A 14,458-nucleotide genomic window follows, 5' to 3' on the forward strand; every position below is an offset into this window, starting at 1 on the left:
TTTCCTACTTGCCGAGCGCGGCGAGCGCGCGGGCGTTGACCTCGTCGACCGAGCCGACCGCGTCGACGGTGACGATGCTGCCCTGGTAGTGATCGAGCAGCGGTGCGGTCTCCTCGCGGTAGACCCGCATCCGGTTGCGGATGACGTCCTCGGTGTCGTCGGCACGCCCACGGGCGAGCATGCGCTCGACCACGACCTCGTCGTCGACGTCGAAGGCGAGGACGCCGTCGAGCTTCGCGCCGAGCTCGGACAGGATGCCCTCGAGCGCCTCGGCCTGGTCGACCGTGCGGGGGAAACCGTCGAGCAGGAAGCCGTTCGCGGCGTCCGGCTCCGCGACCCGTGCCTTCACCATGTTGTTCGTGATCTCGCTGGGCACGAGGTTGCCGGCGTCGAGGTACTTCTTCGCCTCGAGTCCGAGCGCCGTCTGCTGCCCGATGTTCGCACGGAACAGGTCGCCCGTCGAGATGTGCGGAACGCCGAGCTTCTCGGACAGAATCGCGGCCTGGGTGCCCTTTCCGGCACCGGGAGGACCAAGGAGGACAAGTCTCACTTGAGGAACCCTTCGTAGTTGCGCTGCATGAGTTGGCTCTCGATCTGCTTGACGGTGTCGAGACCGACGCTGACCAGAATCAGGACGGCGGCACCACCGAAGATGCTGCTGCCTGCGCTGCCCTGCGCCAGGAAGAAGTTGGGCAGCACGGCGATCAAACCGAGATAGATGGCGCCCGGCAGCGTGATGCGGCTGAGCACGTACTGGAGGTAGTCCGCGGTGGGACGACCGGGGCGGATGCCCGGGATGAAGCCACCGAACTTCTTCATCTCGTCGGCGCGCTCCTCCGGGTTGAAGGTGATCGCGACGTAGAAGTAGGTGAAGAAGACGATGAGCAGGAAGTAGATGAGGATGTAGATCGGATTGGACGGGTTCACCAGGTACTCGTTGATGAACCGCTGCCACCAACTGGGATCCGTGGCCGACGATGCACCCGACAACTGGGCGATGAGGTTCGGCAGGTAGAGCAGCGACGACGCGAAGATGACCGGGATGACACCGGCCTGGTTGACCTTCAGCGGCAGGTACGTCGACGAGCCGCCGTACATCTTCCGGCCGACCATCCGCTTCGCGTACTGGACGGGGATACGGCGCTGGCCCTGCTCGACGAACACGACGCCGGCGATCAGCACCAGTGCCGCCACACAGACCGCTGCGAAGATGAGGCCGCCGCGGGAGTCGAGGATGGCCTTGCCCTCGGACGGCAGGCGGGACGCGATACCCGAGAAGATCAGCAGCGACATGCCGTTACCGACACCGCGCTCGGTGATCAGCTCGCCCATCCACATCACGAGGGCGGCGCCTGCGGTCATCACCAGGACGATGGTGACCATCGAGAAGACGGAGTCGTCGGCCAGGATCGGCTCGGAACAGCCCTGGAGCAGCTGCCCGCGTGCCGCGAGGGCGACGATGCCGGTCGACTGGAGGACCGCGAGCGCGATCGACAGGTAGCGCGTGTACTGCGTCATCTTCGCCTGGCCGGCCTGGCCCTCCTTGCGGAGCTCCTCGAAGCGCGGGATGACGACCGTCAGCAGCTGCACGATGATGCTCGCCGTGATGTACGGCATGATGCCGATCGCGAACACCGACAGCTGCAGCAGCGCCCCGCCCGAGAACAGGTTGATCAGCGAGTAGATGCCCGCCTGGTCACTGCCCGAGATCTGGTCGATACAGGCCTTGACGTTGCCGTAGTCGACACCCGGAGACGGCAGCGTCGCACCGAACCGGTACAGCGCGATCAATCCGAGTGCGATGAGGATCTTCCGCCTCAGGTCGGGAGTCCTGAAGGCCGAGACGAAGGCGGAAAGCAAGAATCCTCCTGGGCACGACGATGAGATGAGGGGTGGGCTGGGACAGTGGAACCGCGTGCGGGGCCGCACCGGGGTCCCGGCGGCGAGCCCGACGGTCACGCCGAACTCTGAAACTCTATCAGTGGCGGCTCGTGCGACTGCCCGGCATTCCCCCAATTGCCGTCACCGGCAGGAGGAACCGACGGAAACGGCCGCAGCACTGCCCCTTTCGGGACGGTGCTGCGGCCGGTCCGGTGCAGCTACGGAGCAATCACAGCTCGGTGGTGGTCCCACCCGCAGCGGCGATCTTCTCCTTGGCGGAGCCGGTGAACTTGTTCGCGGTCACCTGGACGGCAACCGTGAGCTCGCCGTCACCGAGGATCTTCACGAGCTGGTTCTTGCGAACCAGGCCCTTGGCGACGAGGTCCTCGACACCGATCTGACCGCCCTCGGGGAACACCCGAGCGAGATCAGCGACGTTGACGACCTGGTACTCGACGCGGTTCGGGTTGGTGAAGCCCTTGAGCTTGGGCAGCCGCATGTGCAACGGCATCTGCCCGCCCTCGAAGGCCACCGGCACGTTCTTGCGTGCCTTGGTGCCCTTGGTACCGCGACCAGCGGTCTTACCCTTCGAACCCTCACCACGGCCGACGCGGGTCTTGTCGGTCTTGGCGCCCGGCGCAGGCCGGAGGTGGTGCAGCTTGATGGTCATGGTTAGACCTCCTCAACTGTGACGAGGTGGCGCACCACGTTGATCAGACCGCGGTTCTGCGCGTTGTCCTCACGGACAACGGTCTGACGGATGCCCTTGAGACCCAGCGTGCGCAGCGAGTCCTTCTGGTTCTGCTTGGTCCCGATGATGCTCTTGACCTGGGTGACCTTGAGTTCGGCCATTACTTCACGCTCCCAGCCTGTGCGCGTGCACGGAGCATGCCGGCCGGGGCGACGTCCTCGAGCGGCAGACCGCGACGAGCGGCCACCTCCTCGGGACGCTGGAGGCCCTTGAGGGCGGCAACGGTCGCGTGCACGACGTTGATGGCGTTGTCGCTACCGAGCGACTTGGCAAGGATGTCGTGAACACCGGCGCACTCGAGCACGGCACGCACCGCGCCACCGGCGATGACACCGGTACCCGGGCTGGCCGGGCGGAGCATGACGACGCCGGCAGCAGCCTCACCCTGAACAGGGTGGGTGATGGTGCTACCGATGAGCGGCACGCGGAAGAAGCCCTTGCGAGCCTCCTCGACACCCTTCTGGATGGCCGCAGGAACTTCCTTGGCCTTGCCGTAGCCGACGCCAACGAGCCCGTTGCCGTCGCCCACGATCACGAGGGCGGTGAAGCTGAAGCGACGACCACCCTTCACGACCTTGGACACGCGGTTGATCGCGACCACACGCTCGATGTGGTTCGACTTCTCCGCTGCGTTGTCCCGACGGTTGTCGCGACGGTCGCGACCGCCCCGACCCTCGTTCGCAGGTCCATTCTGTCCGGCGGGTCCGTTGCCGCCGTCACGACGCTGACGTCCCGGCATCAGACTGTCCTTCCGTTAGAGATCTTCGACATCAGAACTTCAACCCGCTTTCGCGAGCGGCATCGGCCAGAGCGGCGATGCGGCCGTGGTAGCCGTGGCCACCGTGGTCGAACACCACGGCCTCCACACCGGCTGCCTTGGCGCGCTCGGCGATCAGCTGACCGACCTTCGCGCTGAGCGTCTTCTTGTCGCCCTCGGCAGCACGCAGGTCCGCCTCGGTGGTCGACGCCGCGGCCAGGGTGTGGCCGGCGAGGTCGTCCACGAGCTGGACGTGGATGTGGCGCGAGGAGCGGTTCACCACGAGACGCGGACGCTCGGGGGTGCCGGAGATCTTCTTGCGCAGACGGAAGTGACGACGCGTCTTCGAGAGACGACGCGTGGTCGACGCGTCCTTGCCGAGCGGGATCCGCTTGGCCTTCTGGTTTGCAGTCTGGCTCATATCACTTACCCGTCTTTCCGACCTTGCGGCGGACCTGCTCGCCTTCGTAGCGAATGCCCTTGCCCTTGTACGGGTCGGACTTGCGCAGGCGGCGGATGTTGGCCGCGATCTGGCCAACCTTCTGCTTGTCGATGCCAGAGATCGAGAACTTGGTCGGCGACTCGACTGCGAACGAGATGCCCTCGGGCGCCTCGATCGGAACCGGGTGGCTGTAACCGAGCGAGAACTCGAGGTCCTGACCCTTGAGCGCAACGCGGTAGCCGACGCCGTGGATCTCCATCTTGGTGGTGTAACCCTGGGTCACACCGGTGATGAGGTTCGCGACGAGGGTGCGCGAGAGGCCGTGCAGCGCGCGGCTGCTGCGCTCGTCGTTCGGACGGGTGACCAGCAGGGCACCGTCCTCACCCTTGGCAACGGCGATCGGCTCGGCGATCGTCAGCGACAGCTGGCCCTTGGGACCCTTCACTGCGACGTCCTGGCCGTCGATGGTCACCTCGACACCCGAGGGGATGGTGACCGGAATCTTTCCAATACGCGACATGGTGGTCCTCCCTTACCAGACGTAGGCGAGGACTTCGCCGCCCACGCCCTGCTTGGCCGCCTGACGATCCGTGAGCAGGCCGGAGGACGTGGAGATGATGGCCACGCCGAGGCCGCCGAGAACCTTGGGCAGGTTGGTGGACTTCGCGTACACCCGGAGACCGGGCTTGGAGACACGGCGGACGCCGGCGAGGCTGCGCTCACGGCTGGGGCCGTACTTGAGGTCGACGATGAGGGTCTTGCCCACCTCGGCGTCCTCGGTGCGGAAATCGGAGATGTAGCCCTCGCGCTTGAGGATCTCGGCGATGTTCGCCTTGATCTTCGAGTGCGGCAGCTTCACCTCGTCGTGGTACGCCGAGTTGGCGTTGCGCAGACGCGTCAAGAAGTCTGCGATGGGATCGGTCATGGTCATGGTTAGACCTCGACACCTTTCTCGCTGCGGTTCCCATTCAGCACCGGCGAACCGGTCGTGGGCCTACAACAATTCGGCTGGTCCGGGCGACAGTGGCCGACCGGAGTGAATTCGTGCCACTCGGCAACGACAGGCCGCAGAGCACCGACGTTGCACGGGCAACCCCACTAGTGTAGGGAAAACCGCAGCACAGGACAAATCGTCCGGTTTCGCCACCCCGCACGAGGCGGGTGAATGCGACAGGGCGCGCACTCCGATGGAGTGCGCGCCCTGTCGCGTCAGCTTCGGTGAGTCACCGAGAGCCTCTGGTTGTCACCGCGAAGTGCGATGGATCACCAGGAGCTCTTGTGAACACCCGGCAGCTCGCCGGCATGCGCCATCTCGCGCAGGCAGACGCGGCACAGACCGAACTTGCGGTAGACCGCGTGCGGCCGGCCGCACTTCTGGCAGCGGGTGTACGCGCGAACCGCGAACTTGGGCTTCTTGTTGGCCTTGTTGACCAGTGCCTTCTTCGCCATGCTCAGTTCTCCTTGAACGGGAAGCCGAGGTGCTTGAGCAGGGCACGGCCTTCTTCGTTGTTGGTGGCGGTCGTCACGACGGTGATGTCCATACCGCGCGGGCGATCGATCTTGTCGACGTCGATCTCGTGGAACATCGACTGCTCGTTGAGACCGAAGGTGTAGTTGCCGTTGCCGTCGAACTGCTTGCCGGACAGGCCGCGGAAGTCCCTGATTCGCGGAAGGGCGATCGACACGAGACGGTCGAGGAACTCCCACATGCGGTCGCCACGGAGGGTGACGCGCGCGCCGATGGGCATGCCCTCACGCAGCTTGAACTGCGCGATCGACTTGCGGGCCTTGCGGATCTCCGGCTTCTGGCCGGTGATCAGCTCGAGGTCCGCGACCGCACCGTTGATCAGCTTCGCGTCACGGGCGGCGTCGCCGACACCCATGTTGACGACGACCTTGACCACGCCGGGGATCTGCATGACGTTGTCGTACTTGAACTCTGCGTTCAGCGCGTCCTTGATCTCGGCGCGGTAGCGCAGCTTCAGGCGCGGCTGGATCTTGTTCTCAGTGCTCGTCATCTCAGAGGTCCTTCCCGTTCTTACGGGAGATCCGAACGCGCTTGCCGTTCTCGTCGGTGCGGTAGCCCACGCGGGTGGGGTTGCCGTCCGAGTCGATGACCGCGACGTTCGACACGTGGATCGGGGCTTCCTGCGTCACGATGCCGCCGGAGGAGGCGCCACGCTGGTTCGCGGAAACCGCGGTGTGCTTCTTGATCCGGTTCACACCCTCGACGAGGACCTTGTCGGTCGCCGGGTAGGCCTGGATGACCTTGCCCTTGGCGCCCTTGTCCTTGCCGGCGATGACCAGAACGGTGTCACCCTTGTGCACCTTCATCACAGCACCTCCGGGGCGAGCGAGACGATCTTCATGAACTTCTTGTCGCGCAGCTCGCGACCGACGGGTCCGAAGATGCGGGTGCCACGGGGATCGTGGTCGGGCTTGATGAGGACGGCGGCGTTCTCGTCGAACTTGATGTACGAGCCGTCCGGGCGGCGGCGCTCCTTGGTGGTGCGCACGACGACGGCCTTGACGACCTCGCCCTTCTTGATGTTTCCACCCGGGATGGCGTCCTTGACGGTGGCGACGATGATGTCACCGATCCCGGCGTAGCGACGAGACGAACCACCGAGAACGCGGATGCAGAGAATCTCCTTGGCACCCGTGTTGTCGGCGACACGCAGTCGCGACTCCTGCTGAATCACTGATGTCTCCTAGACCTGGATTTTCGTACGTAGCGGATACCGACCCGATACGCGCGGTCTGCCGCCTGCCTGCCGCACGCGGACGCGCAGAGGCACAGGCAACCGCTCTAGTGTAGGGAATCCACCCCGGGAAACCAAATCGTCCCAGGTGACACCCCACGAACGGCGAACGGCCCGCCCCCACGTGCTCGGGACGGGCCGTTCGTCATGACGTACTCGGGTCGAGAGGGCTTACTTGGCCTTCTCGAGCACCTCGACCAGACGCCAGCGCTTGGTCGCCGACAGCGGTCGGGTCTCCATCAGCTGGACGCGGTCGCCGATGCCGGCGACGCCGTTCTCGTCGTGTGCCTTCACCTTGGTGGTACGGCGGATGATCTTGCCGTACAGGGGGTGCTTCACACGGTCCTCGAGCTCGACGACGATCGTCTTCTCCATCTTGTCGGAGACGACGTAGCCGATGCGGACCTTGCGGGTCCCACGCTCTTCGGTCACTGCGGTGTCCTTCTCACTCATGCCACGTCACCCGCGTTCGGGCCGGTGGCGAGGCCGAGCTCACGCTCGCGCATAACGGTGTAGACGCGCGCGATCTCGTGACGGACGGTGCGCAGCCGACGGTTGTTGTCCAGCTGACCGGTCGCCATCTGGAAGCGAAGGTTGAACAGCTCTTCCTTCGACTCACGGAGCTTGGTGACCAGCTCTTCCTCGGTGAGCTCGCGGAGCTCTGCGGCGGGGGTTCCAGTAGCCATCAGAACTGCTCCTCCCTGGTGACGATCCGGCACTTGCACGGGAGCTTGTGCATCGCGCGGCGCAGGGCCTCGCGGGCGATCTCCTCGTTGGGGTAGCTCATCTCGAACATGACCCGACCGGGCTTGACGTTCGCGACCCACCACTCCGGCGAACCCTTACCGGAACCCATGCGGGTCTCGGCGGGCTTCTTGGTGAGCGGGCGATCCGGGAAGATGTTGATCCAGATCTTGCCGCCACGCTTGATGTGGCGCGTCATGGCGATACGAGCGGACTCGATCTGACGGTTGGTGATGTAGGCCGGCTCGAGAGCCTGGATGCCGTAGTCACCGAAGGTGACCTGGGTGCCGCCCTTGGCCGCACCCGAACGGCTCGGGTGGTGCTGCTTGCGGTGCTTGACCCGACGTGGGATCAACATGCGTCAGCCCTCCTGATTCGATTCGGTCGAGGCCGGAGCCTCGGCGGTGGCGGCGCGACCGGCCTCGGTGCTGGTCGCGGTGGTGCCCGAGGCACCGGAACGACGCGGACGGCTCGGACGCTCACGACGCGGGCGCTCGGCCGGAGCCGCAGCGGTCAGCTCACGCTTGCCGCCGACGATGTCGCCCTTGTAGATCCAGACCTTGACGCCGATACGACCGAAGGTGGTCTTCGCCTCGTACAGGCCGTAGTCGATGTCCGCGCGCAGCGTGTGCAGCGGGACGCGACCCTCGCGGTAGAACTCCGAGCGGGACATCTCGGCACCGCCGAGACGACCGGAGCACTGCACCCGGATGCCCTTCACGTTCGGCTGACGCATGGCCGACTGGATGGCCTTGCGCATGGCGCGACGGAACGCGACACGGTTGCTGAGCTGCTCGGCGACACCCTGCGCGACGAGCTGGGCCTCGGCCTCCGCGTTCTTGACCTCGAGGATGTTCAGCTGGACCTGCTTGCCGGTCAGCTTCTCGAGCTCGGCGCGGATGCGGTCGGCCTCGGCGCCGCGGCGGCCGATGACGATGCCCGGACGCGCGGTGTGGATGTCGACGCGGACCCGGTCACGGGTGCGCTCGATCTCGACCTTCGCGATGCCCGCGCGCTCCATGCCGGTGGCGAGGAGCTTACGGATCGCGACGTCTTCCTTGACGTACTCCGCGTACTGCTTGTCTGCGTACCAGCGGGACTTCCAGTCGGTGGTGATACCCAGGCGGAAGCCGTGCGGGTTGATCTTCTGGCCCACTACTGAGCACTTCCCTTCCGGCGATTGCGGTTCGAGGCGCCGGCCTTGGGCAGGCTCTCCACGATGACCGTGATGTGGCTGGTGCGCTTGCGGATGCGGAACGCACGGCCCTGGGCACGCGGCTGGAAACGCTTGAGGGTGGCACCCTCGTCCACGTACGCGGTGGCGACGACCAGCGTGCTGGGGTCGAGGCCGAGGTTGTTCTCGGCGTTGGCCGCTGCGCTGGCAACGACCTTCGCAACCGGCTCGCTGGCGGCCTGCGGCGCGAACTTCAGGATGTTCAGGGCGTCCTCGACGGAACGTCCACGAACCAGGTCCACGACACGACGCGCCTTCATCGGCGTCACACGCACGTGGCGCGCGACCGCCTTGGCGGTGGGGTTCTGAGTTTCAGTGCTCATCGACGCTTGCTCTTCCGGTCGTCCTTGATGTGACCCTTGAACGTGCGGGTCGGTGCGAACTCGCCGAGCTTGTGACCAACCATCGAGTCGGACACGAACACCGGCACGTGCTTGCGACCGTCGTGGACGGCGAACGTGTGACCAATGAAGTCCGGGATGATGGTCGAACGACGGGACCAGGTCTTGATGACCTGCTTGGTGCCCTTTTCGTTCTGCACGTCCACCTTCGCGAGGAGGTGGTCGTCGACGAACGGACCCTTCTTAAGACTGCGGGGCATTCTTCACTCCCTCCTAGCGCTTCTTGCCGGTACGACGGCGGCGGACGATGAGCTTGTCGCTCGGCTTGTTGGGCTTGCGGGTACGGCCTTCCGGCTTGCCCCACGGGCTGACCGGGTGGCGACCACCGGAGGTCTTACCCTCACCACCACCGTGCGGGTGGTCGACCGGGTTCATGACGACACCACGGACGGTCGGGCGCTTGCCCTTCCAGCGCATACGGCCGGCCTTGCCCCAGTTGATGTTCGACTGCTCGGCGTTGCCGACCTCGCCGATGCTGGCGCGGCAGCGCACGTCGACGCGGCGGATCTCGCCCGACGGCATACGCAGGGTCGCGTACGGACCCTCCTTGCCGAGGAGCTGGATGCTGGCGCCTGCGGAGCGGGCCATCTTGGCGCCGCCGCCCGGACGCAGTTCCACCGCATGGATGGTGGTACCGGTCGGGATGTTGCGCAGCGGCAGGTTGTTGCCGGGCTTGATGTCGGCGCCGACGCCGGACTCGACCCGTGCACCCTGCTTGAGGTCCTTCGGCGCGATGATGTAGCGCTTCTCGCCGTCGGCGTAGTGCAGCAGCGCGATGTTCGCGGTGCGGTTGGGGTCGTACTCGATGTGCGCGACCTTGGCCGGCACGCCGTCCTTGTCGTTGCGACGGAAATCGATCAGCCGGTAGGCGCGCTTGTGTCCGCCACCCTTGTGACGGGTGGTGATGCGACCGTGTGCGTTACGACCGCCACGCCCGTGCAGCGGGCGGATGAGCGACTTCTCGGGCGTCGACCGAGTGATCTCGGCGAAGTCCGAGACGCTCGAGCCGCGACGGCCCGGGGTAGTCGGCTTGTACTTACGGATTGCCATGAGTCTTCTCGTCCTCTTTGTCTCGTCAAGTCCCGCTCGCTTACGCGACCGGGCCTCCGAAGATCTCGATGGGCTTGCTGTCGGCCGAGATGGTCACGAGCGCGCGCTTGGTGTCCTTGCGCTTGCCGTAGCCGAACCGGGTCCGCTTGCGCTTGCCCTGACGGTTGGCGGTGTTGACGCTGGTCACAGTGACGCCGAAGACCTTCTCGACGGCAATCTTGATCTGCGTCTTGTTCGAGTCCGGGTGCACCAGGAAGGTGTAGGTGCCTTCCTCGATCAGTCCGTAGGACTTCTCGGAGATGACCGGGGCGAGCAGGATGTCGCGGGGATCTGCGATGGTGCTCACTTGCTCTCCTCCTTCTGCGCCGCCTCGGCCGGGCCGTGGATGAACGCGTTGAGCGCCTCGACGCTGAAGACGACGTCGTCGCTGTTGAGCACGTCGTAGGTGTTCAGCTGATCGGGGGCGATGGGGTGCACACCCTCGAGGTTCTGCACGCTCTTCCAGGCTGCGACGTCCTCGCGGCCGACGACGAGCAGGAACTTCTTGCGATCCGAGATCTCGCCCAGGAACTTGAGGGCGGACTTGGTCGACGGGGTCTGACCCGCGACCAGCTCGGTGATCACGTGGATGCGCTCGTTGCGTGCCCGGTCGGAGAGGGCACCGCGGAGAGCGGCGGCCTTCATCTTCTTGGGGGTGCGCTGCGAGTAGTCACGCGGCTTCGGTCCGTGGACGGTGCCACCACCGGCGAACTGCGGCGCGCGGGTCGAGCCCTGACGTGCGCGGCCGGTGCCCTTCTGGCGGTACGGCTTCTTGCCACCGCCGCGGACCTCGCCGCGGGTCTTGGTGGAGTGCGTGCCCTGACGTGCCGCGGCCAGCTGAGCGACGACGACCTGGTGCATCAGCGCGATGTTGGCCTGGGCGTCGAAGATCTCGGCGGGCAGGTCGACGGTGCCGTTGGTGCCGCCGTCGGCGTTGCGCACGTCGAGGGTGAGCTTGGTTGCGGTCTCGGTCATGCGGACGCACCACCCTTCACTGCGGTCTTGACGATCACGAGGCCGCCCTTGCGGCCGGGGATCGCACCCTTGATCAGAAGCAGGCCGGCCTCGGCGTCCACCTTGTGGACGGTGAGGTTCTGCGTGGTCACGCGGTCGTTACCCATGCGGCCCGACATGCGCATGCCCTTGAACACGCGGCCGGGGGTGGCGCAGCCACCGATGGAGCCGGGACGGCGGTGAACCGCCTGCGCACCGTGCGAAGCACCCTGGCCGGCGAAGCCGTGGCGCTTCATGGTGCCGGCGAAGCCCTTGCCCTTGGAGGTGCCGGTGACGTCGACGTAGGCGCCGTCCTCGAACACAGCGGCAGTGAGCTCCTGGCCGACCTCGTACTCGCCGGCGTCGGCGACGCGCAGCTCGACGATGTGGCGACGGGGGGTCACGCCCGCCTTGGCGAACTGGCCGGAGGTCGGCTTGTTCACCTTGCGGGGATCGATCGCGCCGTACGCGAGCTGAACGGCGCTGTATCCGTCGCGCTCCTCGGTGCGGATCTGGGTGACGACGTTCGGTCCGGCCTTGACGACGGTGACCGGAACGACCCGGTTGTTCTCGTCGAAGACCTGGGTCATGCCGAGCTTGGTGCCCAGGATTCCCGTGATCTTGTTCTCAGTCATTGTTGTTGTCTCCGCCGCGCTCACTGGATGTTGACATCGACGCTCGCCGGGAGGTCGATGCGCATGAGCGCGTCGACCGTCTTCGGCGTCGGGTCGAGGATGTCAATGAGCCGCTTGTGGGTACGCATCTCGAAGTGCTCGCGCGAGTCCTTGTACTTGTGCGGCGAGCGGATGACGCAGTACACGTTCTTTTCGGTCGGCAACGGCACCGGTCCGACCACGCGGGCCCCGGTACGGGTCACCGTCTCGACGATCTTGCGCGCAGATGCGTCGATCGCCTCATGGTCGTAGGCCTTGAGCCTGATGCGGATCTTCTGTCCCGCCACGCTTGTGTCCTCTTCCTTGCCCGATGTGATTAGGCCTTGCACTCCCCGAGGGGAGCGCTCGTCTGCTGTGACCCCGCGTGGGGTCACTGTCTGCACAGTTCCACCCACTACCGGGCGAAGAAGAACGTTGGCGATCGGGGTCCGAGGCGCTTGGCCCTGGTCCGATGCCGATCGGGATGTCCGATCCGCTGCCGCTGTTCATCTGTCATGGAACTGTCCCCGGTCCACGCGGTCGGGCGTGTCGCCCTCCCGCTCATTCTCCGATTCGTGTTCGCACACGAATCGACCAGCAGAATGTGAAACCGGGTCGCACTCCGGATGGAGCACGGTTGGTAACTGCTTGCCACCTTGTCGACAGGTGATGCTCGTCGACCCTTAACGCCGGACGTAGGCCGCACTCGTGCACGTCCCCGGTCCAGGCAACCCGACCAGTATGCCGGAGTTCGCCCAGGACTTCAAATCCGATCGGGTCACATCTCGTGGGCAATCTTACTTACGAGTAAGGTTTGGTCATGACAACGGTGACACCGACCTACCGCGCGTGGCAGCGGCTCCCCCGCAACACCCTGGGCTCCGCGCTCTTCTCCCTGGGCATGTGCGTGCGGGTTCCCTACTTCACCTCCGTGCTCCCGCGGGTGACCGCGCTCGAACCCGGCCGTTGCGAGGTACGCGCACCCAAGTGGTGGGGGGTGCGCAACCACATCGGTACCTTCCACGCCATCGCGGCCTGCAATCTCGCCGAGGTCGCCATGGGGATGCTCGCCGAGGCGACCGTCCCGCCCACGCATCGCTGGATCCCGAAGGCCATGCACACGCAGTACCTCGCCAAGGCCTCGACCGGGCTGCGCGCGGTCGCCGAGCTCCCGGCGTTGCCGGAGTTCGGCGAGGACGAGGGGTTCGACCTCGTCGTTCCGGTCTCGATCCTCGACCGGGCGGGCGTCCTGGTCGTGCACGCGGACATCACCGTCTGGGTCACGCCGACCTGACGGCGGCGGCGCTGTGATCGTGACGCCGACGTCAGGGTGCGGACGGCACCTCGTCGAGTCCCTCGGCCAGCAGTCGTTCGAATTCGCTGCGCAGCAAGCGTTCGTAGTGGTCGAGATCGGGCATTGTGGCGCTGTCCGCGGTCACCGTCAGAGACAACCGGTCGCCGACGGACGACACGAAGTGCGCGAGACCGTCACCGTCGGAGAGTGTGAGTGCGCCGAAGGTGGCGACGATCGGCGCACCACAGAACGTCGCACCGGTGCGGTCGGTCGGGACGTTCGAGATCAGGGTGTTGCCCGTCCGGGTGGTCGCGTCCTCCGGCTCGGGGCGCGACGTCCGGAAACCGGCGAAGCGCGTCGCTATTGCCGGAATACGGCGGACATTGCTGCGGCGGGCCGCCACCACGGGGTGCTTCTGCCGGTCCTTCGCGGCCCGGGTCGATCCGCTCACCAGGCGTAACCTCTCGCGCGACGATGTCGCATCGGTGTGAAGGTCGACCAGTGCCAGCGCGAACCTGTTCTCTGATCCTGTGTCGTCCGCGAGGGCTATCGGCATCTTCGTGCTCAGCGAGCCCGCCGGCCGTTCACCGGTCTCGGTGAGATAGGCGGCCATCGCACCACCCACCACGGTGAGGACGACGTCGTTGATCGTCGCTCCTTCGACGGATGCGCGGACGGCCCGGAGTTCGGCGAGATCGAAGTAGAGGACGGCAATCCGAGGCACGCCTGCGAGCTTCCGGTCGAACCGGGTGCGTGGACTCGGTCCCTCCGCCGGGATTTCACCTCGTCGCACCGCACGGTCCTCCAGTTGCGCGGTGAGGATCCCCGCGACCAAGGCGGATCCGTACCGCACCAGGTTGCGAGGCAGAGCGACCACCGGCGGCGGACGCCATCGACTCCGGTTTCGGGCGGGCGGATCCGCCGGTACCGGTGGCCGGATGTCGAAGAGTTGCCGGGCCAGCGACGCCGTCGCGACCCCGTCACCGATCGAATGATGGAAGCGGAAGACGACGAGGGTTGCGTCGTCCGGGATCCCCTCTCCCATCCCGGACACCCCTTGCACGACCGTCATTCCCCACGGCGGCATCGTCAGGTCCATGCGGGCGTGCACCAGACCCGACAGGATCCAGCGTGCACTCTCCCAGTCCGTGTCGCCCGCGACGACGGTGACGTGGTTCCGTAGGTCGAACGCCGGGTCCTGAACCCAACTCGGGTACTCGAGGTCAGCCCATACCCGGTGGAGTGTCGACGTGAGCACCGGCGACGCGTGGGTCCGCTCAGCCATCCACTCCAGCACCTGGCCGTCGGTCAGTCGCCGGCCGCCGCCGTCGAACACGTACGCGTCGACGATCGTTGCCGGGCTGCGATCCGTCTCCCCGTAGATGTTGGCCGCGTCGCGTGGAGCGATCTGTGACGACTGTGGTCCGCAACGACCGACGTATTCCCCCATGCCTTCG

The 14,458-nt window shown here is 66.0% G+C and carries 25 protein-coding genes; 1 reads left to right on the forward strand and 24 read right to left on the reverse strand.

Annotated features, from left to right (window positions below; translation table 11 throughout):
* Nucleotides 1-4: 4 nt before the first annotated feature.
* The 23 genes from ACFSJG_RS21335 to rpsJ form a co-directional block, all read right to left on the reverse strand.
* The gene (locus ACFSJG_RS21335; protein ID WP_378487254.1) at nt 5-550 is read right to left on the reverse strand and encodes an adenylate kinase; all 546 of its coding nucleotides are present in this window, start codon (nt 548-550) and stop codon (nt 5-7) included.
* A complete protein-coding gene (gene secY / locus ACFSJG_RS21340) occupies nt 547-1,860 on the reverse strand; it encodes a preprotein translocase subunit SecY (protein WP_378487255.1) in 1,314 nt (437 codons plus the stop codon). The genes ACFSJG_RS21335 and secY overlap by 4 nt, the downstream gene beginning before the upstream one ends.
* Nucleotides 1,861-2,110: 250 nt before the next feature.
* Entirely contained in the window at nt 2,111-2,551 is a 441-nt protein-coding gene (rplO, locus tag ACFSJG_RS21345; protein ID WP_378487256.1) for a 50S ribosomal protein L15, read from the reverse strand.
* Between the two features lie 2 nt (nt 2,552-2,553).
* On the reverse strand, nt 2,554-2,733 hold the full coding sequence (rpmD, locus tag ACFSJG_RS21350; RefSeq protein WP_378487257.1) for a 50S ribosomal protein L30: 180 nt from the start codon (nt 2,731-2,733) through the stop codon (nt 2,554-2,556).
* Entirely contained in the window at nt 2,733-3,371 is a 639-nt protein-coding gene (rpsE, locus tag ACFSJG_RS21355; RefSeq protein ID WP_007531936.1) for a 30S ribosomal protein S5, read from the reverse strand. The genes rpmD and rpsE overlap by 1 nt, the downstream gene beginning before the upstream one ends.
* 31 nt (nt 3,372-3,402) lie before the next feature.
* Nucleotides 3,403-3,810 (reverse strand): 50S ribosomal protein L18, encoded by a 408-nt coding sequence (rplR, locus tag ACFSJG_RS21360; protein ID WP_378487258.1) that lies wholly within the window; start codon nt 3,808-3,810, stop codon nt 3,403-3,405.
* 1 nt (nt 3,811) lies between these two features.
* Nucleotides 3,812-4,351: a 50S ribosomal protein L6 gene (gene rplF / locus ACFSJG_RS21365; RefSeq protein ID WP_007531933.1), complete on the reverse strand. Its 540-nt coding sequence runs from the start codon at nt 4,349-4,351 to the stop codon at nt 3,812-3,814.
* A gap of 12 nt (nt 4,352-4,363) precedes the next feature.
* Nucleotides 4,364-4,762 carry a 30S ribosomal protein S8 gene (gene rpsH, locus ACFSJG_RS21370; RefSeq protein WP_050063876.1) on the reverse strand — a complete coding sequence of 133 codons (399 nt, stop codon included), beginning with the start codon at nt 4,760-4,762 and terminating at the stop codon, nt 4,364-4,366.
* A gap of 332 nt (nt 4,763-5,094) precedes the next feature.
* On the reverse strand, nt 5,095-5,280 hold the full coding sequence (locus ACFSJG_RS21375; RefSeq protein WP_050063877.1) for a type Z 30S ribosomal protein S14: 186 nt from the start codon (nt 5,278-5,280) through the stop codon (nt 5,095-5,097).
* Nucleotides 5,281-5,282: 2 nt separating this feature from the next.
* Nucleotides 5,283-5,849, reverse strand: a complete 567-nt coding sequence (gene rplE / locus ACFSJG_RS21380; RefSeq protein WP_007531927.1) for a 50S ribosomal protein L5 — start codon at nt 5,847-5,849, stop codon at nt 5,283-5,285.
* Nucleotide 5,850: 1 nt separating this feature from the next.
* Nucleotides 5,851-6,165 carry a 50S ribosomal protein L24 gene (gene rplX, locus ACFSJG_RS21385; protein ID WP_378487259.1) on the reverse strand — a complete coding sequence of 105 codons (315 nt, stop codon included), beginning with the start codon at nt 6,163-6,165 and terminating at the stop codon, nt 5,851-5,853.
* On the reverse strand, nt 6,165-6,533 hold the full coding sequence (rplN, locus tag ACFSJG_RS21390; RefSeq protein ID WP_007531925.1) for a 50S ribosomal protein L14: 369 nt from the start codon (nt 6,531-6,533) through the stop codon (nt 6,165-6,167). The genes rplX and rplN overlap by 1 nt, the downstream gene beginning before the upstream one ends.
* 231 nt (nt 6,534-6,764) lie before the next feature.
* Nucleotides 6,765-7,046, reverse strand: a complete 282-nt coding sequence (rpsQ, locus tag ACFSJG_RS21395; protein WP_007531924.1) for a 30S ribosomal protein S17 — start codon at nt 7,044-7,046, stop codon at nt 6,765-6,767.
* Nucleotides 7,043-7,279: a 50S ribosomal protein L29 gene (rpmC, locus tag ACFSJG_RS21400; RefSeq protein ID WP_378487260.1), complete on the reverse strand. Its 237-nt coding sequence runs from the start codon at nt 7,277-7,279 to the stop codon at nt 7,043-7,045. The genes rpsQ and rpmC overlap by 4 nt, the downstream gene beginning before the upstream one ends.
* The gene (gene rplP, locus ACFSJG_RS21405) at nt 7,279-7,695 is read right to left on the reverse strand and encodes a 50S ribosomal protein L16 (protein WP_006947154.1); all 417 of its coding nucleotides are present in this window, start codon (nt 7,693-7,695) and stop codon (nt 7,279-7,281) included. Before rplP ends, rpmC begins: the two co-directional genes overlap by 1 nt.
* 3 nt (nt 7,696-7,698) lie before the next feature.
* A complete protein-coding gene (gene rpsC, locus ACFSJG_RS21410; RefSeq protein WP_007531919.1) occupies nt 7,699-8,493 on the reverse strand; it encodes a 30S ribosomal protein S3 in 795 nt (264 codons plus the stop codon).
* Nucleotides 8,493-8,894 carry a 50S ribosomal protein L22 gene (gene rplV / locus ACFSJG_RS21415; RefSeq protein ID WP_007531916.1) on the reverse strand — a complete coding sequence of 134 codons (402 nt, stop codon included), beginning with the start codon at nt 8,892-8,894 and terminating at the stop codon, nt 8,493-8,495. The genes rpsC and rplV overlap by 1 nt, the downstream gene beginning before the upstream one ends.
* Nucleotides 8,891-9,172 (reverse strand): 30S ribosomal protein S19, encoded by a 282-nt coding sequence (gene rpsS, locus ACFSJG_RS21420; RefSeq protein WP_005518370.1) that lies wholly within the window; start codon nt 9,170-9,172, stop codon nt 8,891-8,893. Before rpsS ends, rplV begins: the two co-directional genes overlap by 4 nt.
* Before the next feature lie 13 nt (nt 9,173-9,185).
* The gene (rplB, locus tag ACFSJG_RS21425; protein WP_378487261.1) at nt 9,186-10,022 is read right to left on the reverse strand and encodes a 50S ribosomal protein L2; all 837 of its coding nucleotides are present in this window, start codon (nt 10,020-10,022) and stop codon (nt 9,186-9,188) included.
* Nucleotides 10,023-10,062: 40 nt separating this feature from the next.
* Nucleotides 10,063-10,368, reverse strand: coding sequence for a 50S ribosomal protein L23 (rplW, locus tag ACFSJG_RS21430; RefSeq protein ID WP_007531907.1), 306 nt, complete (start codon nt 10,366-10,368; stop codon nt 10,063-10,065).
* Nucleotides 10,365-11,036 (reverse strand): 50S ribosomal protein L4, encoded by a 672-nt coding sequence (rplD, locus tag ACFSJG_RS21435; protein ID WP_378487262.1) that lies wholly within the window; start codon nt 11,034-11,036, stop codon nt 10,365-10,367. Before rplD ends, rplW begins: the two co-directional genes overlap by 4 nt.
* Complete coding sequence (gene rplC / locus ACFSJG_RS21440) at nt 11,033-11,689, reverse strand: 50S ribosomal protein L3 (protein WP_007531903.1); 657 nt, start codon at nt 11,687-11,689, stop codon at nt 11,033-11,035. The genes rplD and rplC overlap by 4 nt, the downstream gene beginning before the upstream one ends.
* Nucleotides 11,690-11,709: 20 nt before the next feature.
* Complete coding sequence (gene rpsJ / locus ACFSJG_RS21445) at nt 11,710-12,015, reverse strand: 30S ribosomal protein S10 (protein ID WP_003938093.1); 306 nt, start codon at nt 12,013-12,015, stop codon at nt 11,710-11,712.
* 512 nt (nt 12,016-12,527) lie between these two features.
* Here rpsJ and ACFSJG_RS21450 point away from each other — a divergent pair.
* Entirely contained in the window at nt 12,528-13,001 is a 474-nt protein-coding gene (locus ACFSJG_RS21450) for a hotdog fold domain-containing protein (RefSeq protein WP_378487263.1), read from the forward strand.
* Nucleotides 13,002-13,032: 31 nt separating this feature from the next.
* Here ACFSJG_RS21450 and ACFSJG_RS21455 read toward each other — a convergent pair whose 3' ends face one another.
* On the reverse strand, nt 13,033-14,451 hold the full coding sequence (locus tag ACFSJG_RS21455) for a wax ester/triacylglycerol synthase domain-containing protein (protein WP_378487264.1): 1,419 nt from the start codon (nt 14,449-14,451) through the stop codon (nt 13,033-13,035).
* Between the last annotated feature and the right edge of the window lie 7 nt (nt 14,452-14,458).

It is taken from the genome of Rhodococcus gannanensis (assembly GCF_042681175.1).
Taxonomy (GTDB): domain Bacteria; phylum Actinomycetota; class Actinomycetes; order Mycobacteriales; family Mycobacteriaceae; genus Rhodococcus_G; species Rhodococcus_G gannanensis.